The organism is Streptomyces sp. 150FB (assembly GCF_000818195.1).
In the GTDB taxonomy this organism is placed as follows: domain Bacteria; phylum Actinomycetota; class Actinomycetes; order Streptomycetales; family Streptomycetaceae; genus Streptomyces.
In genome coordinates, this window is the sequence record NZ_JTHL01000001.1 from 4,970,063 (window position 1) to 4,987,322 (window position 17,260).

17 protein-coding genes, 3 tRNA genes, 2 pseudogenes and 1 riboswitch are annotated in these 17,260 nt (G+C 69.8%); of the genes and pseudogenes, 12 read left to right on the forward strand and 10 right to left on the reverse strand.

Going from position 1 to position 17,260, the window contains the following annotated elements:
• From QR77_RS21215 to QR77_RS21230, 4 genes and pseudogenes are all read left to right on the forward strand, one after another.
• Positions 1–715: pseudogene (locus QR77_RS21215) on the forward strand (RNA helicase); the annotation flags it as partial.
• Positions 716–967: 252 nt separating this feature from the next.
• Positions 968–1,040: transfer RNA gene (locus QR77_RS21220), tRNA-Lys, on the forward strand.
• 137 nt (positions 1,041–1,177) lie between these two features.
• A complete protein-coding gene (locus QR77_RS21225; RefSeq protein WP_040023629.1) occupies positions 1,178–2,038 on the forward strand; it encodes a helix-turn-helix transcriptional regulator in 861 nt (286 codons plus the stop codon).
• Positions 2,039–2,086: 48 nt separating this feature from the next.
• Positions 2,087–2,890 carry an SAM-dependent methyltransferase gene (locus QR77_RS21230; RefSeq protein WP_040023631.1) on the forward strand — a complete coding sequence of 268 codons (804 nt, stop codon included), beginning with the start codon at positions 2,087–2,089 and terminating at the stop codon, positions 2,888–2,890.
• 126 nt (positions 2,891–3,016) lie between these two features.
• On the opposite strand, the gene QR77_RS21235 is transcribed toward QR77_RS21230, so the two are convergent.
• Positions 3,017–4,117 carry a DUF5954 family protein gene (locus tag QR77_RS21235; protein ID WP_040023632.1) on the reverse strand — a complete coding sequence of 367 codons (1,101 nt, stop codon included), beginning with the start codon at positions 4,115–4,117 and terminating at the stop codon, positions 3,017–3,019.
• Between the two features lie 164 nt (positions 4,118–4,281).
• Positions 4,282–6,123, reverse strand: coding sequence for an asparagine synthase (glutamine-hydrolyzing) (asnB, locus tag QR77_RS21240; protein ID WP_040023634.1), 1,842 nt, complete (start codon positions 6,121–6,123; stop codon positions 4,282–4,284).
• Between the two features lie 399 nt (positions 6,124–6,522).
• On the opposite strand from asnB, the gene QR77_RS21245 reads away from it, so the two are divergent.
• Positions 6,523–6,596 (forward strand) — tRNA-Lys (locus tag QR77_RS21245).
• 219 nt (positions 6,597–6,815) lie between these two features.
• Here the strand turns inward: QR77_RS21245 and QR77_RS21250 are convergent.
• The 3 genes from QR77_RS21250 to QR77_RS50020 are packed head-to-tail and all read right to left on the reverse strand — an operon-like array spanning position 6,816 to position 8,558.
• Positions 6,816–7,667, reverse strand: coding sequence for a helix-turn-helix transcriptional regulator (locus QR77_RS21250; protein ID WP_040023635.1), 852 nt, complete (start codon positions 7,665–7,667; stop codon positions 6,816–6,818).
• A gap of 20 nt (positions 7,668–7,687) precedes the next feature.
• The gene (locus QR77_RS21255) at positions 7,688–8,206 is read right to left on the reverse strand and encodes a DUF6879 family protein (protein WP_040023637.1); all 519 of its coding nucleotides are present in this window, start codon (positions 8,204–8,206) and stop codon (positions 7,688–7,690) included.
• Entirely contained in the window at positions 8,178–8,558 is a 381-nt protein-coding gene (locus QR77_RS50020) for a hypothetical protein (RefSeq protein WP_347359786.1), read from the reverse strand. The genes QR77_RS21255 and QR77_RS50020 overlap by 29 nt, the downstream gene beginning before the upstream one ends.
• 320 nt (positions 8,559–8,878) lie before the next feature.
• On the opposite strand from QR77_RS50020, the gene QR77_RS21265 reads away from it, so the two are divergent.
• Positions 8,879–9,106, forward strand: coding sequence for a hypothetical protein (locus tag QR77_RS21265; protein WP_040023639.1), 228 nt, complete (start codon positions 8,879–8,881; stop codon positions 9,104–9,106).
• Positions 9,107–9,473: 367 nt separating this feature from the next.
• Here QR77_RS21265 and QR77_RS21270 read toward each other — a convergent pair whose 3' ends face one another.
• Together QR77_RS21270 and QR77_RS21275 are read right to left on the reverse strand one after the other, a co-directional pair.
• Entirely contained in the window at positions 9,474–9,872 is a 399-nt protein-coding gene (locus QR77_RS21270) for a hypothetical protein (protein ID WP_040023641.1), read from the reverse strand.
• A gap of 246 nt (positions 9,873–10,118) precedes the next feature.
• Entirely contained in the window at positions 10,119–10,361 is a 243-nt protein-coding gene (locus QR77_RS21275; RefSeq protein ID WP_040023643.1) for a hypothetical protein, read from the reverse strand.
• A gap of 224 nt (positions 10,362–10,585) precedes the next feature.
• Here QR77_RS21275 and QR77_RS21280 point away from each other — a divergent pair, with 224 nt between their 5' ends.
• Positions 10,586–10,798, forward strand: a complete 213-nt coding sequence (locus QR77_RS21280; RefSeq protein WP_040023645.1) for a hypothetical protein — start codon at positions 10,586–10,588, stop codon at positions 10,796–10,798.
• An 88-nt stretch (positions 10,799–10,886) separates the two neighbouring features.
• On the opposite strand, the gene QR77_RS21285 is transcribed toward QR77_RS21280, so the two are convergent.
• Positions 10,887–11,525 (reverse strand): HAD family hydrolase, encoded by a 639-nt coding sequence (locus tag QR77_RS21285; protein ID WP_040028393.1) that lies wholly within the window; start codon positions 11,523–11,525, stop codon positions 10,887–10,889.
• Positions 11,526–11,590: 65 nt separating this feature from the next.
• On the opposite strand from QR77_RS21285, the gene QR77_RS46025 reads away from it, so the two are divergent.
• Complete coding sequence (locus tag QR77_RS46025; protein ID WP_078876978.1) at positions 11,591–11,800, forward strand: hypothetical protein; 210 nt, start codon at positions 11,591–11,593, stop codon at positions 11,798–11,800.
• Between the two features lie 47 nt (positions 11,801–11,847).
• Positions 11,848–11,921, forward strand: a tRNA-Met gene (locus QR77_RS21290).
• Positions 11,922–12,000: 79 nt separating this feature from the next.
• Here the strand turns inward: QR77_RS21290 and QR77_RS21295 are convergent.
• On the reverse strand, positions 12,001–12,798 hold the full coding sequence (locus tag QR77_RS21295; RefSeq protein WP_040023647.1) for a GNAT family N-acetyltransferase: 798 nt from the start codon (positions 12,796–12,798) through the stop codon (positions 12,001–12,003).
• A gap of 417 nt (positions 12,799–13,215) precedes the next feature.
• Here QR77_RS21295 and QR77_RS21300 point away from each other — a divergent pair, with 417 nt between their 5' ends.
• From QR77_RS21300 to QR77_RS21310, 3 genes are all read left to right on the forward strand, one after another.
• Entirely contained in the window at positions 13,216–14,322 is a 1,107-nt protein-coding gene (locus QR77_RS21300) for a PP2C family protein-serine/threonine phosphatase (RefSeq protein WP_040028394.1), read from the forward strand.
• Positions 14,323–14,636: 314 nt separating this feature from the next.
• Positions 14,637–14,792, forward strand: a riboswitch (cyclic di-AMP (ydaO/yuaA leader).
• A gap of 11 nt (positions 14,793–14,803) precedes the next feature.
• A complete protein-coding gene (locus tag QR77_RS21305; protein ID WP_040023648.1) occupies positions 14,804–15,862 on the forward strand; it encodes a M23 family metallopeptidase in 1,059 nt (352 codons plus the stop codon).
• A gap of 186 nt (positions 15,863–16,048) precedes the next feature.
• The gene (locus QR77_RS21310) at positions 16,049–16,993 is read left to right on the forward strand and encodes an aldo/keto reductase (RefSeq protein WP_040023650.1); all 945 of its coding nucleotides are present in this window, start codon (positions 16,049–16,051) and stop codon (positions 16,991–16,993) included.
• Between the two features lie 26 nt (positions 16,994–17,019).
• Here QR77_RS21310 and QR77_RS48910 read toward each other — a convergent pair.
• Positions 17,020–17,260, reverse strand: a pseudogene (locus QR77_RS48910) (PrsW family intramembrane metalloprotease); the annotation flags it as partial.

The following is a 17,260-nucleotide window of genomic DNA, read 5'->3' on the forward strand; positions in this document are numbered from 1 at the left end:
TGCGGCGGCCTCCGTACCGGTGCAGTCGGGACCGCGCGACGACCGGGGCAACCGGCGCGACGAGCGCGGCAGCTTCGAGCGCCGTGACGACCGCGGCGAGCGCAGTGGCCGGGGTGGCGCGCGGGGTTACACGCCGCGCGACGACCGTGGCGGCGACCGTGGCGGGTTCCAGCGCCGTGACGACCGCAGGGACGACCGCGGTGGTGACCGTGGCGGGTTCCAGCGTCGTGACGACCGCCCCTCGGGTGGTTCGGGTTCGGCGGGCTCCGGCTCCGGCGGTTTCCGTCGGGACGACCGCAAGGAAGGCGGCTTCAGCCGCGACCGCAGGGACGACCGCGGCGGCGACCGCGGTGGGTTCCAGCGTCGTGACGACCGTCCGTCCGGTGGTTCGGGTTCGACGGGCTCCGGCTCCGGCGGTTTCCGTCGGGACGACCGGAAGGAAGGCGGCTTCAACCGCGACGACCGTGGCGGCGCCGAGCGCCGTGACGACCGTGGCAGCCGCCCCGTCAGCCGCGACCACCGCGGCAGCGACCGCCCGTTCAACCGCGACCGTCGTGACGACCGTCCGGCCGCGACCTCCGGCTTCCGCGCCGGTGGCGGCCACGACCGCCCGACCGGCCGCCGCGACGAGCACCGCGCCGCCGGCAGCACCGGCACCGGCACGGGATCGTTCGGCCGCCGCGACGACAAGCCGCGCTGGAAGCGCAACGGCTGATCGCCGACGCGTCGGCGTGACCTGCGTGACCTGCGTGACCTGATACGAGCCCAGGGCCCGTGTCCACCCTCCGGGGTGGGTACGGGCCCTGGGGCCGTAACCGGGCCCGTACGCGCGGCACACGGCCCACCGGCAGCCGCCGACGAACGCCGGCCCGGACCGCCGACAACCGCCGGGCCCCGATACCCGATCGGTTCTCCGGCCCCGGCGGGGCTATGCTCGGGCTGTTGTTCGCAGATGCGTCGTGTTCGAGGGCCGTTAGCTCAATTGGCAGAGCAGCGGACTTTTAATCCGCGGGTTGTGGGTTCGAGTCCCACACGGCCCACCCGCCCCCGCCCGCCGTACCCGCCGCGGTACGGCCCGTGGCCACGCGATTCGCGCCAAGGCGGTCTGTGCCCCGTACAGTTGTTCGCCGTGCTGTGGCAGACTGATCGGTATGTCGGTGGCGCCCGGAGGTAGCGTGTGAGTGAGCCGAGGTCCGCACCGACGGTCGGCCAGCTCGTCCTGAGCAAACAGCTCCGTGCCCTGCGGGAGAAGGCGGCGATGAGCCGCGAGGAGTCCGCGCGGCTCCTGCACGTGACGGTCGCGACCGTACGGCGGATGGAAATGGCCGAGGTCGCCCTCAAACTCCCGTACGTCCAGATGCTGTTGCCGGCGTACGGGGTGCCCGCCGACGAAGCCGAGGTCTTCCTGCGGCTCACGGACGAGGCCAACAGACCGGGCTGGTGGCAGCGTTACCACGATGTACTGCCCGACTGGTTCAGCGGATACGTCAGTCTCGAAGAGGCCGCCAAGACCATCCGTTCCTACGAACCGCACTTCGTGCCGGGACTGCTCCAGACCGAGGACTACGCGCGCGGGATCCTGACGGCGGGCTCCGTCGGGCAGTCGGATCCCGCCAGGATCGAGCGCCATGTGGCGCTGCGCCTCGAACGGCAGAAGCAGCTCATCCGCCCCGGCGGGCCCAACTTCTGGGCCGTACTTGACGAGACGGTCCTGCGCCGACAGGTGGGCTCGTCGGCGGTGATGCGGGCCCAGGTCGAACTGCTCATCGAGGCAACGGAGTTGCCCAACGTCACCCTTCAGATAGCCGAGTTGGCGTCCGGCCACCACCCCGGGACGTACAGCCCGTTTGTCCTCTTCCGTTTCGCACAGCCCGAAGTTCCCGACATGGTCTATATCGAGTATTTGACCGGCGCGCTGTATCTTGACGACGGGGACGAGGTCGCCCAGTACATGGAGGCGATGGACCGGGTCGTGGCGCATGCCGAGTCAGCGGCCCGTACCAGGCAACTCCTCGCTGCCTTGCGCGAAGATCTGTGAGGGCCGGTAGATCCGGAGTGGATCCAAGGGAATGGAGGGGCGGTTCGGATGACGGCCGAGACCTTTACACCCACGGAGCATTCGGAGTCCCCGCTCAACACCGGCAAGCCGCATCCGGCGCGGGTGTACGACTTCCTCATAGGCGGTAGGGACAACTACCTCGTCGACCAGCGGGTCGGGGAGGCGCTGCCGGAGATCGCGAAGCGCAGCGCCGTACAGAACCGCGCGTTCATGCACCGCGCTGTCGAGTGGCTGGCGCGGCAGGGCATCGATCAGTACCTGGACATCGGTACGGGCATCCCGACCGAGCCGAATCTGCACCAGATCGCCCAACTCGCCGACCCCGCCTCCCGGATCGTCTACGCGGACAACGACCCGGTCGTGCTGCGGCATGCCGTGGCACGGCTGATCAGCTCGCCCGAAGGTGCGACGAAGTATGTCCAGGCCGATGTCCGCGATCCGCTGGCGATCCTCCAACGCGCGGGCGAACTGCTGGACTTCGGCCGCCCTGTCGCGCTGTCCCTGATCGCCCTCCTGCACTTCCTCCCGGACACGGACGACCCGTGGGGCATCACCCGCACGCTCGTGGACGCGCTACCGGCCGGCAGCTTTCTGGTGCTCTCGCACAGTACGGCGGACTTCCACCGGCGACTCGAAGGGCCGGTCCTGAACGCATACGGGGACGGCGGCATCACGGTCCGTCCGCGCTCGCGCGAGGAAGTGGAACGGTTCTTCGAGGGACTGGACCTGGTGGAGCCCGGACTGGTGACGGCGCCGAAGTGGTACAGGGACACGGCGCCCCCGGAGGACGAGGACTGCGCGCTGTACGCCGGGGTGGCGCGCGTCGGCTGAGAACTCCCCACGGGATGGGGGCCCGTGCCGGGACCGGCCGGTTTCGGGGGCGGGGCCGGGCACGGGCCGTCTCATGGGCCGTCTCATGGGACGTTGGGGAGACGTGGCGGGCGGGTACTACGTCGGCTAGTCGTCGCGCAGGCGCGCCTTGCGTTCCTCCTCCAGCCGCATCAGCCGGGACATCTCCGTCACCGCTTCGGACGGCTCCGGGCGCTCGTCGTAGTCGATGTCCACACCCTGCGCGCGGTCCCGTTCGGTGATGACGCCGATGGGCGGGTCGGGGTCGAAGTCGGAGGGGCGCGGCCCCTCGGGGCCGTCGGGGCCGATCCGTACGAGACGCTCGACGCGCACCACGCGGATGGGCTTGCCGCCCACCTCGATCTCGTGGGGCCGTTCGGCGTCGAGGCGGTCGGCGGCCTCCGCGTACGCCACCCGCGCCTCGTTGTCGAGGCCCTCCAACACCGGTGCCAGGACGCGGAGATACAGGGCCAGGGTGTCCCGCGCCGCCTGCGGCGTCGGGCTCGTGGCGGCTGTCGACCGCCAGTCACCGTCCACGTACTCGACGGTCATGAACTCGACGGGCAGCAGCAGCCCGCCCGGGTGGGTGTGCTGCGCCGCCTCCGCGTCCCGGTGTACGTCGGCGGGGACCAGGCCCCGCTTCGGCACCCGCGACAGCAGCTCCACCCGCAGGATGGCCTCGGACATCCCGCTCTCGGTGAGCGGATCGATCACGAACCCCGTGACGGGGCGGTCCTCTTCACGGGAAGGCCCCGACTTCGGCTTCACCGGATCGGGGTCCGAGGGGCGCGGCGGCTCGGGGCCCGTCGGACCCATCCGGATGTACGGCTCGGCCCGTAGGACGCGGTAGCGGGAGCCGACGACGGTCAGTTCGTCGACGACCTCGTGGTCCAGCCGCTCCGCCGCGCGCAGGAACTCCGCCTGCGCGTCGGCGTCCCCGGCCTTCGCCGCGTTGGCCGCCCGCCTCCGCATGACCGATGAGAGGCCCTCGCGCGCGGACTGCGGGGTGGCGTCGCCGAAGGTCAGGGTCTCCCAACCGCCGGTCTCCAGCTCCAGCGCGACGCCGAACAACGGTCCGCCGCCGCCGAGCAGATCGGGGTAGTGCTCGCGGGCCTTCCAGGCGTCCACGTCCGCGACGGCGGCTGCGGGTTCCTGGACGCCCACCCTCACTTTCTGGTACGACGGAACGTTTTCACCAAGCTCAGACATGGCTCCAGCATGCCCACCAGCATGCCCAACGGAGCGCCGTTACGAGGCGGTTCGCCCCGATCGAGGGACGACTCGATCGGGCGATCGGACGATCTGGTCGAGCCGGCCGGCAGAACCGACCGGGCCGACAGGACCAACAGGACCGACCGGGCAGCCCCTCTTGATCAGGTGAGCGAGATCTCCGGCTTGTAGAGGTCCAGCCAGAGCGCCAGGTCGAGCGTGCGCTCCAGACCGTGCCGCCCCAACTGGGTGATGTCGGTGATGTCGCGCTCGGCGGCGAGCCTGGCCTGCTCCACGTCCACGAGGTCGAAGACCTGGTGCGAGGGGTTCGCGAGCAGGTCCTTGACGTGGCCCTGGAGCGCGACGGCGTACCGCGGGTCCTGGGTGGAGGGGTACGGGCTCTTGACGCGGTCGTAGACCGACTGCGGCAGGACGTCGGCGGTCGCCTCGCGCAGCAGGCTCTTCTCCCTGCCGTCGAAGGACTTGAGGGACCACGGCGTGTTGTAGACGTACTCCACGAGCCGGTGGTCGCAGAACGGCACGCGCACCTCAAGACCGACCGCCATGCTCATCCGGTCCTTGCGGTCGAGCAGCACGCGGACGAAGCGGGTGAGGTGGAGATGGCAGATCTTGCGCATCCGGAACTCGAAGTCGCTCTCGCCGCTGAGCCGTTCGATGCCGGAGACCGCGTCGGCGTAGCTGTCCTCCACGAAGGTGGTCAGGTCCATGGCCGAGGTCAGGTCCGAGCGCAGGACGCCCCTGTCCTGGCCGAAGGCCTTGGAGAAGTGGGCCAGCCAGGGGAACATGTCCGCTTTCCTGGTCTCCTCGTCGAAGAACTGCCGGTAGCCGCCGAAGACTTCGTCCGCCGACTCGCCGGACAGGGCGACGGTCGAGTGCTCCCGGATGGACTTGAAGAGCAGATAGAGGGAGGCGTCCATGTCGCCGAGCCCTATGGGCAGGTCCCTGGCCTCGATGACCCGGCGGCGTACGTCGAGATCGGCCAGGGAGCCGGAGTCGAGGACGATGTCCTGGTGGACGGTGGCCGACGCCTTCGCCACGTCGTGCACGAAGGGGCTGTCGGGGGTGGCGCGCAGCTCGTCGGCGACGAAGTTCTCGGTCTGGCCGACGAAGTCGACGGCGAAACTGCTGACGGTCTCGCCGACCTCGGCGAGTTGCCTGGCGGCGATCGCCGTCATGGCCGAGGAGTCGAGGCCACCGGAGAGCAGGGTGCAGCGAGGTACGTCGGCGATGAGCTGGCGCCGCACGATGTCGTCGAGCAGCTCACGTACGTGCGCGATCGAGGTGTCCTGGCTGTCGGTGTGCGGACGGGTCTCCAGCGCCCAGTACACGTGCCGGCGCAGACCGTTCCTGTCCACCGTCACGACCGTGCCGGGCTCGACCTCGTGCATACCGTCCCAAATCGCGGCACCGGGAGTTTTCACAAAGGCGAACAGTTCGCGCAGGCCTTCGACCGTGACGCGGGCGCGCGAGAGCGGATTGGCGAGGATCGCCTTGGGCTCGGAGCCGAACAGCACGCCGTCGGGGGTGGGGTAGTAGTAGAACGGCTTGATGCCCATACGGTCGCGGACCATCACGAGCTTGTCGTTCCGGCCGTCCCAGATGGCGAACGCGTACATGCCGTTGAGGCGCTCGGCCACGGCCGTGCCCCACTCCTGATAGCCGTGCAGCACGACCTCGGTGTCGGAGTCGGTGACGAAGCGGTGACCGCGTTTGACCAGCTCTCCGCGCAGCTCGGTGAAGTTGTAGGTCTCTCCCGAGTAGACGAGCGCGAGCGTGCCGGTGGGCGTCTCCAGGGTCATCGGCTGCCGCCCTCCTGGCAGGTCGATGATCGCCAGCCGCCGGTGCCCGAGCCCCGCGGGCCCCTCGGCCCAGACGCCACGGTCGTCGGGGCCTCGGCAGGCCATGGTCTCTGTCATCGCATCCAATGTTTCGGACGCGCCACGCAGATCACGGTCGAAGGAGATCCAGCCGGTGATGCCACACATCTGTTTCCTCCTGCTTCCTGATCGCGGGCCGATACGCAGGTCGGACGCGGGTGTACGTACGAGAGCCCACGCCGGACAGCGCCCGGACCGGATCAGTTGTAACCAGCATCTATGTTGCGAGCGTGAGTCCTGCGGCTCCGGCCGGTCAACGTGCCCGTAACCTCGTCATCCTCGCGCGGCGGTGCTTTCGGCCGTCCGCCGCACGAGACACCGCCCGGCCGGCGTCCGGGATCCGCGCCATTGCAGGGTCGTTTAGTGGAACGACGGGGTCCGGTGGGCGTTATCAGGCCATCGGCAAAGGTTTTGCCAATTGCGAGCGCAATCTCCGCGACACGAGGATGAGCCCTGGGCGGGGACGGGGCTGAGAGCATCGTCGACGGTTGACTATGCTTCGGGTGCGGGCCGTTAGCTCAATTGGTCAGAGCAGCGGACTTTTAATCCGTTGGTTGTGGGTTCAAGTCCCACACGGCCTACCGCGATCCAGGTCAGGACACCCGTTCTGACCTGGACCTGATCCCCCTGACTGGTTGAGACCAGCCGGGGGGATCACGCGTTTCCGGGCTCCTGCGTGAGCGGTGCGTGAGCAGCGCGTGAGCGGCCGTGTCTTCGGAAGCCTTCCCGGGCACGCGGTTACACGGGACCGCAGGTACGCGGGACCGCAGGGGCAGCGCTCTCGGTCGGCTCGTCCGGGGTCAGGCCAGGGCGTCAATGGCCCTGGCGATCAGCGCGCGCGCCTGCGCCCCGTACGCCGCCGTTCGGTGTAGCCGTCCGAAGGCGTTGAGGTACTGGCTGACCTCGTCAGGCGCCGTGATCTTCACTGACGCCGACAGTGGCTCGTGGTCCACCCGCTGGTCGTCGAAGACCGTGAACGACTCGACAGGCCACATTGTGCGCTCTGCTGCGGCGGGGATGATGCCCAGTGATACCGACGGAAGGTCCATTGCGGAGAGCAGGGCGCCCAGTTGTCCGGCCATTACTCCGGCGTCTCCGATGCGGTAGCGGAGGACTGTCTCCTCGACGACTATGGCGAACCGGTGATCGCCCTCGCGTACGACGTTCGAGCGCTTCACGCGCGCCGCGACCGCGTCCGCCACGTCGTCAGGCAGGTTCCGGAAGGAGGCGATGGACCGGAGCAGGGCCGCGGCGTACCCGGGTGTCTGAAGGAATCCGGGGACCACGTTGGAGCAGTAGACCTTGAAGTGCCGGGTTCGCTCGAAGAGGGGGAGGTTCGCCTCCTGGAGTTGCTTGAGTCCGGTGTGCTGGAGCCTGCGCCATTGGACATACATGGAGTCGGCCTGGCGGTTGGCGGCGATGAGGTCGGGCGCTTGGTCCTCCGACTGGCACGCACGGCACCACAGCCGGACGTCTTGGTCGGAGGGGGCGGTACGTGCGTTCTCGATGCGTGAGGATTTCGACTCGCTCCAGTCGCACCGGGCGGCAAGCTCTCGTTTTGTGATCCCCGCGTCCAGACGGATTTCGCGGAGCCTCGCGGCGAGTGCGTCGCGCGCGGCCTGCACGCTGGACGACGGGGATGCGGGTGGCATAGATGGATGTCGCGCTCTTCCTAGTGGATCTCGTACTGACCGTGCGGGATGGCGCGTCTCCAAACGCGCTCGAAGCTGGAGGCGCACAGTTCGACCAGCTTCGGATCCTCAGGGAACTCGTCTTCAAGGAATCCGCCGGCGCCGTTGAAGTGGTGGATCTCCACTCTGGTGTCGTCGAAGAGCCAGAAGTCGTTGGCCGGCAGCAGCAGGTCGATGGCCTGGCGACGAGGCAGCCATCGGACCTGTTCGCCTGCGGCCACGTTGGCGTGGGTGACGTAGTGCTCCCAGCGGATGTACTCGGTCACGGGTTCGGAGACGACGCGCGCTCTGCGGACCTGTACGCCCCGTGCGATGGCGTCGGCGATCTGCTGGTGGAAGGGGCGCCACCATGAGGCGCGGTTGTCCCAGTCGACGCGCTGCCCTTGCTGCCAGGCCTCGAAGCGGGGGTTGCTGTAGTACGTGTCCCGTAGCTCCAGGTGGACGGCTGACCTTTTGGTGCCGGCCAGCAGGTCATCGAACGTCGGGATGTCCGATGGCATCGCATGCCTCCCTCATGATGTTCACCATGCGCGCGGGAATCCGCACCACGGCCTCATGGTCGGGCAGGGGCCCGGTCTTGCGGACCTTGGTTTGAAGGTCTTCGCTCGCCTTCCAGCCCTGGGTGACGAACTCCTGTGTCTCCTCGTCGACCCATACTCTCGGGCAGTTCTTTTCGTCCGTGTTGGGGTCGATGCCGATGAACCGTAGCGCCATGGTGCCCTCCAAGGTTGCGCTGCTGTCACTGACTTGCACCACGTTCAGGGGCTGGGCTGAACCCGTCAAGAGGGCGATCGGCGCGCTGGCTGCCGAAAGAACTGACGTGCAAGCCTCTGCAAGTTTGTGGCGGTGCAAGACGGTGCTTCCTACCGTCAGTGGCAGCGGCAGCCCGGCAGCCTGTGCGCGGCGCCGCGCACCATGCCCGCACGAGTGCCCACGGAGGCAGCAATGGCGTGCGCCTTTCCAGTCCCACCGCCCCCCGACCACGCTGAGGTACAACTGCCACCTGTCGAGACCATGTCGGAGGGCCAACTCCGCGGCACGGTCGGGGTTTTCTGCGGCGGGGCTTTGACCCCTGGTGCGTCGGCCGACCTGGGCGCCCGCAAGGTCGACGCCCACGGTTCCACGGCCTACTGGTTCCCGCGCGAACACCCGCACTGCGTCGGCGGCGTGTCATGACCCGCCGGGAGGTGCTCGTGCCGCAGGACAGCAGCGGTCCCGGCTACCTGGACCGAGTCGAGGTCGTGACCGGCGCCGGGTCCGCCGACCAGGCTTGGGGGCGGATGCTCGCCCACCAGAGGTCGTGCACCGACTGCCTGCTGCGCAAGAACGGCACCTCGTGCGCGGTCGGGGTGGACCTGCTGCTCAACGCCCGCGCCGTCCAGCGGGAGGCCACCTCATGATGAGCAGCCGAACGCCGATAGATCCCCGCGAAGGTCATTCTCGAAATCTTCCTGGCAGACCAGGAGTTCGGCGCGTTCGCGGATGCCGCCCTCGCGTACTACTCCGCGTGGACGTGCTTCACCGGCTTCCCCACTGTCCGCCGGTGGAGCCTCGGCGACGACAAGCGTCCGCTCCTAGATGAGGGGCTTCGCGCCCTGGCGCTCAAGGCAGCCGCGTACGAACAGACCGGCGACGGGCACCTGGCGGAGATTCCCGTCTCCATCCCGGTCGACGAGACGATGCACGCCATGGTCGCGCAGCCCCAACTGCTCGGGCGCGACCGGCCGGGAGCACGGCTTCGTGTTCGATCTCGTTGCGCCGTAGGGCCTAGTTGAGTGCGCGGCGCAGCGCCGTTGTCGCATCGGCTCCTGGCCATCGGAGGGGGATCTGCTCCATGGCCTGCGTGATGAGGAGTTCGAGTGTCTCCGGTGCCGCGCTGCGTACCGCCTCGCGCAGGTACGGGGCGAGGTCGTCGATGGACTCCGGCATGTCGACGTCGTAGGAGAGCGGGATCCCGTCCGTGCGGTATCGGCCGGGCGGGATCCCGATCTTCTCCGGGTGGACGCACACCGGTACGCGGTCCGCTGTGTACCGGTGCCCGTCGGCGGGGTCGAAGGGGAAGTCCTTCGAGGGGCGCTCGGCGACGTCGAACGCGCCGACGGGGCGGCTCCTGCCGGGGCAGATGCCGCAGGCCCGGTGTTCGTCTCCGGTGACGAAGGGCTGCATGCGGTGAGCGTAGCGGCCTCGGCCGGCGGCCCTTCCCCCGTGGCGCCGGTCGGGGCGTCCAAGGAAGCCCCGGCTACTCGGCATCGCGGGTGGCGGGGGATTCGGCATGACGAAGCCCCCTGTCTGATCGCCAAAGGCGCTTCAGGGGGCGGTGGTTGGTGCCGGGGTGCGGGTGCGGGTGGGGGCTGGGTGGGGCGGTGCCCCCGGCGCCACGTTGTGGGTGGTGTCGGGGGCGCCGGAGGTGGATCAGAAGCCCGTGAAGGCGAGCCAGCCCTTCTCCCTGAACTTGACGCCACCGGCGTGGGTGATGCCGGCCGGACCGCCGAGGTTGTGGTAGTAGCCGGCGGCGCCCTCCTTGGCGAAGCCACCGGCTCCACTGGCGCCGTGGTGACCGCCGTAGGGGCCGGCGTCGGCAGAGGCCGTGGCGGCTCCGCCCAGGACGGCTGTGGCGGCGAAAGCAGTGGCAACGAGCACGGTACGGAGACGCATGAAAACTCCCGCTTCGTCATTTATGTGGACGTCATATGCATACCGGTCATCGATCACTTCGGGAAGATGCCCCGCCAAAACACCCCCGATCGGACGCACCCCTCGGATTTTTCGCACTCGGGGGAGCAACTCCCTTGAGGGTGTGACGCAATCGGTGGTGCCGGAGGGAAAAGAAACCTGCCCAGAGGCTGCGCGCCGCGCGAGTTCGTCGCACTCTTGGCCATATGAGTGATGCACCGATCGTCGTACACCGGGCGTCCGGGACAGGCGGCCGGCGGGTCACTGTCCGTGGGCGGATCATGGGACTGGCCCATTCGGACGATCATCTCGTCGAGTTCCTGCGGCTGGCCGGCCTGCCCGACGCGTGGGATCTGCTCGACGACCCCGAGTGGGTGGAGTGGCAGGGCGGGCCCGCCCATGAGTACGGGGTGACCTGAGCCGGGCCTCGGTCACCCCCGAGCCGGGGCCTGTGCCGGGCCTCGGTCACCCCCGAGCCGGGGCCTGAGCCGCGCGCCCTCGCGTGCGTCAGTCGGCGATGGCCGACGCCAGTTGGGTGAGCCCGTCGATACGCCAGTCCGCGGCGGCGACCACCTCCGGGTCGTCCGCCCACAGGTAGCCCCAGGGGCCGCGCCGCAGATGGGCCGCGCGCAGCCCGGCCAGCTTGGCGGGGAACAGGTCGTACGCCGGGTGGTCGCCGACGTACAGGGTCCGCTCGGGCGCGGTCTCCGCCACCTTCGTGACGAGGGCGAAGAACTCGGGTGACGGCTTCGCCACGCCCCACTCGCCCGAGGTGGTGACGAGGTCGGCCGGCAGGTCGAGACGGCGCAGCAGTTCGCCCGCACGGACGGTCTGGTTCCCGGCCAGTACGACACGGATGCCGAGCGCCCGGAGCCCGGCGAGGGCGGGGCGTACGTCCGGGTAGAGGTCCGACTCGTCGAGGTGCTGGCCCCGGCCCGCCGCCTCCCGCGCCCGGTACGCCTCGCCGATGTCCATGTCGGGTTTGACGAGCCGGAGGGCGTCGGCTTGGTCCCTGCCCTGGACGGTGACCGCGCCGACGAGAGCGGACATGGTGTGTCGGGGAATGCCCAGCCAGTCGGCCCAGGACGCCCAGTGGCGGTCGTCGCGGACGAGGGTTTCGCCGACGTCGAACACGATGGTTTCAATCACCGGTGTAAGCCTAGAGGGATACTCTCCGCAGATTGTCAGTGGCTGGCCGTAGCCTGTCTTCCATGTCCGCTTCTTCGTCCGATTCTTCCGGCACCACCGAAGCTCCCGCTCCGGTGAGGTCCGCCTCTGTTGTCAACACCGAGATCCGTGCCCTGTGGGCGCGGGCCGGTGGTGCGGGTCGCGCGCTGTCGTCCGCCGAGCAGGAGCGCTATCAGCGGCTCCTGGTGGAGTGGGCCGCCGCGGTACGGGCGGATGTCGTCGAGGCTGCCTAGAGGTGGAGTTGATCTTGCTCCGGATGCCGTAGTGTTGCATTCAACGGCGCGGGGTGGAGCAGCTCGGTAGCTCGCTGGGCTCATAACCCAGAGGTCGTAGGTTCAAATCCTGCCCCCGCTACTCGGAAAGACGAAGGCCCGGATCCCCCAGGGGATCCGGGCCTTCGTTGTGTTCGGGTGTCGTGCCCCAGATGTCGTGCTCAGGCCCGGACCACCGCCGCCGCGCTCACCGGGCGGTAGCGCAGGCCCAGCGCGCGGTAGAGGGAGATGGCTGCGCCGTTGTCGTCGTCCACCATCAGCGCCGCCGAACCGTGCCGGGACAGCGCTTCGGCGAGTACGAAGCGGCAGACCGTACGGCCGAGGCCCTGTCCGCGCGCCTCCGGGTGGACTGCTATGCCCGCCAGGAAGCCCACCTCGGTCGCCGACCAGGCGAGCGCGGCGACGGCGGTGAGGCGGCCCGTGTCGTCGCGGGTGCCGGCCCAGCGTTCGACGCCGGGTGCGCCCGGGACGGCGTACGAGGACGGGAACGCGGTCCTCAGCAGTTCGGTGATCTCCGGGTCGTCGGCCGGGGACGACAGCCAGCCCGCCTTGCCGTCCGCCTCCGTACCGCCCGCACCATCGCCCATGCCATCGCCCATGCCGTCGCCCACGCCGTCGCCCGCGCCGCCGCCCGTACGGTCCATCCAGCCGAAGTCGCCCGCCCACGCCAGCCCCGACACCCCCGCCGCCACCAGCGCGGCGATCGCCGGGCGGTCGCCGAACGGCCGGTACGACGGGCCGACCTCCGCCAGTGCCTCCCGTACGAGTGGTACGAGCGCGTCTGCCGGGCCCCGTACCGCGAGCCGGTCGTACCGCGAGAGGTCGCGCCCCGCGACGGCGAGGGCCCGGCTGTCCTCGCTCGTCCAGGCCCGCGCCGCGCCGGAGGCGGGCAGGCCCTGTGCCGTCCATCGAAACAGCGGGTCGTCGGGCAGACTGGACGGGGTGTGGATCGCGCGCATGGTTCACGAGCCTGCTTCCGCCTTCCGCGCGGCGTCAAGCTCGGCCCCCTGCCCGCACCGCACCGCACCGGGCCGCAGCGCACCGCAGCGCACCGGGCCGGGCCGAGCAGAAGTCGTGAGCGGACTCGTAAGCCACTCGGCCGACGGCGGGTCGCCGTCCGGTCCGGCAGCGGCGAGCCTGACAGGAGCGCGGTACCTTCCGGGGCCATGGAAGCCTGGGAGCCATGGGCTGACCGGGCAGGAGACCGATTGGTGGGGAAGCTGACACGGGACGGAGCCGATCAGGGCGGTCAGGGCGACCGCCGCGGTCGGCGCGCCGAGCGAACCCCCGGCGCCGACGAGGGCACGAACGGCGGCGCCCCCCTCGGCGTACGCGGCGGCGCCAGCAATCTCGGCCCTGTCCGGCGCGGCCAGGAGATGCGGCCGGCCCCGCTCGTCGTACGGCTGCTGCCCATGCTCATGATCGTGATCGGGGTGGTACTCGAAGCGCTGACCCCCGCCAGCATCACGGCCTCGCCGCTCTTCGCCGCGGCCCCGCTGCTGGCGGCGCCGTTCTACACGTTCCGCAACACGGCGCTGATCGGGTTCGTCTCCCTCCTCGCCGTGTTCGGCCTCGACCTTGCCGACGAGACGCTGAGCCGGCCGGCGCCGATCACCGAGATCGCGACCGTCCTCACGGTCTCCGGTCTCGCGCTGTTCATCAACCAGGTGCTGCACCGCAGCGGCCAGCGCCTCGCCTCCGCCCGGATCATCGCCGAGACGGCGCAGCGCGCGGTGCTGCCCTCGCCCGCCGCGCAGATCGGCGGGCTGCACATCGCGGCGCGGTACGAGGCGGCGCAGCGGGACGCGTTCATCGGCGGGGACCTGTTCGCCGTCCTGGACACGCCCTTCGGGGTGCGCCTGGTGGTCGGGGACGTACGCGGGAAGGGCCTGGAAGCGGTCGGGATGGTGGCCGTGGCCGTCGGCGCCTTCCGGGAGGCGGCGGAGCAGGAGAGTTCCCTGGAGGGGGTCGCTGAGCGCCTGGAGCGCGCGATCACACGCGAGAAGACACGGCGCGGCGACCTCGACGCCTTCGAGGGGTTCATCACCGCCGTAATCGCCGAGATCCCGGCCGGCGGGACCGAGCTGAAGCTGGTCAACCGAGGACATCCGTCGCCGCTGCTGCTCTTCGCCGACGGCTCGGTGCGGGCACTCGATCCGAGCGAGTACGGGCTGCCGCTCGGCATGGGCGATCTCGGCGCGTGGCCGGACCGCGCCGACCCGTTCCGCTACCCGCCGGGGTCGACGCTGCTCCTGTACACGGACGGGCTCACGGAGGCGCGGAACGCCGAAGGCGTTTTCTACGACCCGGGCTCGCGGCTCCACGGGCGGATCTTCCCGGGGCCCGAGGCGATGCTCGACGCGCTGGTCGGCGATGTGATCGTGCATACGGGCGGCGGCAGTACGGACGACATGGCCCTGCTCGCGGTCAGCCGGCCGATCGAGGGCCAGCCCGTGCGGCGGACCATGCGGGTCATTCCCTGATCCTGATCCTGACCTTGATCCTGGGACCGGCGGCCTGGGACCGGCGGCCTGGGACCGGCGGCCTGGGACCGACCCCGGACGCATTACCACGTTCCGTAATCGCCCCGCACCCCTCCGCATAACGGTTGACGAACGGTCAGCCGCAAGAGGTGTACGTATGGACGGTCAACTCGCCCGCATGCGCGCGCTTGTGTCCGGGTAAGTCCGTTGCGAAGTTGTTAATGATCACCGGGAACAGCTTGGAATAACGGCCTGGTCTCTATTAACGTTCGATAACGCAGCGCGGTTGTCCCAGCCGTCGTCAGAGATGGCACCGTGCGCACGCGCCGAATTCCGCAAGGAAACCGGGGAACCATCAATTGGGGTGAATCGGGCATCTTCTGCTGCCTCGTGCGGCGAGAAGGCGCTCGTAGGAGACCTTCCTGCTCCGAACCCGTCAGCTAACCCGGTAGGCGAGAAGGAAGGAAAGGAGAGCGCCCCCGTGGCGTCCAACAAGCCTGCCCCAGAAGCACCCTTCGAAACCAACCCCTTCGGAAACGAAGTGGCCGGGGCCTGGGAAGAGTGGAATCCCACCGAGGATTCGGTACTCCCCGTACGCGGCAGGCATCGCGTCGCCAAGCAGCGCAGCGGACTCGCCCGCAGCTCCACGGTCCTCGGCGTGGGCGTCATAGCCGCCGTCGGCGCCGGCGGTATCGCCACGGCGCAGGACAAGCCCGCGGTCTCGATCTCGCTGCCCGACGCCATCACCGACCACCTGCCCGACGCCTCGTCGATGCCGGGTGTCGGCGCTCTTCTCTCGCACAGCGGGTCGCACAGCTCGGACCGCACGGACGGCACGGCGCAGGCCGCCTCCGGCAGCGCGAACGCCCAGTACGCGGCCGCCGACACCGGTACCTCGGAGGGTGGCGCCGACGCGGGCGAGGCCCTGCGCGCCCGTATCCTCCAGCAGGCCGAGCAGCAGCAGAGCGCCGCCGACTCCGCGCAGCAGCAGGCGGCGGAGAGCGCGGCGGCCGACAAGGCCGAGGCGGACGCGAAGAAGCAGCAGGCCGAGGCGGCGAAGAAGGCCGACGCTGCCAAGAAGAAGGCGGCCGCCGAGGCCAAGGCGAAGGCCGAGGCGGAGAGACTCGCCAAGCTGGCCGCCAGTTACAGCCTGCCGGTCGCCTCGTACACGATCACCTCGACCTTCGGCGAGTCCGGCTCCATGTGGGCCTCCGGCTACCACACGGGCCTGGACTTCGCCGCCCCGACGGGTACGCCGATCAAGGCCGTGCACGGCGGTACGGTCAAGTCGGCCGGCTGGTCGGGCTCGTACGGCTACCGCACGGTGCTGGAGCTGCCGGACGGTACGGAGCTGTGGTTCTGCCACCAGTCGTCGATGACCGTCACCGCCGGGCAGAAGGTCACCACGGGCGAGCTGATCGGGCGCGTGGGCGCGACCGGCAATGTGACCGGGCCGCATCTGCACCTCGAAGTGCATACGCCGGGCGGCACCGGCATCGACCCGATGACCTGGTTGCGGGACAAGGGCATCAACCCCTGAGACCCCGGCCAGACGCGCCCGAGACGCCCGAGCGGGACCGGGTTGGGGCGCGTCGGGCCGAGGTTCACGCGAGAAGTTCACTCGATCCGGCCCGCCCTGATACGTGCGTCACACTTCACCGGACGAATAGGTGCATAGGGCACGGGTGTGGAATAGGCGGGGCCCCGGAGGAAGTTGACTTTCCTCATGACTGAACTCCGCAAGCTGGGCTCCTCCGACCTCCACGTCTTCCCGCTCTCCCTCGGCGGCAACGTCTTCGGCTGGACAGCCGACGAGGCGCAGTCCTTCGCCGTGCTCGACGCCTACGCCGCGGCGGGCGGCAACTTCATCGACACCGCCGATGTCTACTCCGTGTGGGGGGAAGGCAACAAGGGCGGCGAGTCCGAGACGATCCTCGGCGACTGGATGGCCGCGCGCGGCAACCGCGCCGAGACGCTGATCGCGACGAAGGTCGGCAGCCATCCCGCGTACAAGGGGCTGGCCGCCGCCACCATCAAGGGCGGCGTCGAGGAGTCGCTGCGCCGGCTGCGTACGGACTACATCGACCTCTACTACACGCATTACGACGACACCAGCGTCCCCGTCGAGGAGATCGTCACCGCTCTCGACGCGCTGGTGAAGGAGGGCAAGGTCCGCGCCGTCGCCGCCTCCAACATAAGCGCGGAGCGGCTGGAGGCCTCCCTCGCCTTCGCGAAGAAGGAGGGGCTCGCCGCTTACGTGGCGCTCCAGCCCAAGTACAACCTGGTCTCACGCGACACGTACGAGGGCGAACTCCAGGACACCGTCGCCCGCCACGGCCTGTCCACCGTGCCGTACTCCGCGCTCGCCTCCGGCTTCCTGACCGGCAAGTACCGCCCGGGCACGACGGTCGACAGCGCGCGTGCCGGGGGCGCGGGGGAGCACCTCAAGACCGAGCGCGGGGTGAGGGTGCTCGCCGCGCTCGACAGGGTCGCGCAGGCACACGGCACCAAGATCTCGACCGTCGCGCTGGCCTGGCTCGCGGCGCAGCCGACGGTCGTCGCGCCGCTCGCCTCGGCCCGTACGGTCGAGCAGTTGCCCGCGCTGCTCGCTGTGACAGAGTTGGAGCTGACGGCTCAGGAGCTGACGGAGCTGGGCGAGGCGTCCGCCTGAGACGGGGCCCGGCCGTAGCCGGGGTCTCAGAACTGGCGGTACGGGTTGTACCCCTCGTAGTCGACGTACGGCGGCGGCACCCGTACCCGCCCCGTCGCCCGCGCCGCGTACACCAGCGCGGGACCCGCCACATGCCTGCGCTGCCACAGGTGGTGCAGCAGCTCCTGCTCGCGCTCCGCGAAGTCCGGGCCCACCGCGCCGCGGTGGGCCCGGTCGCGCAGGAACGCCAGGGATGTCGCGAACGCCTCGTACTCCCCGACCGCGCGC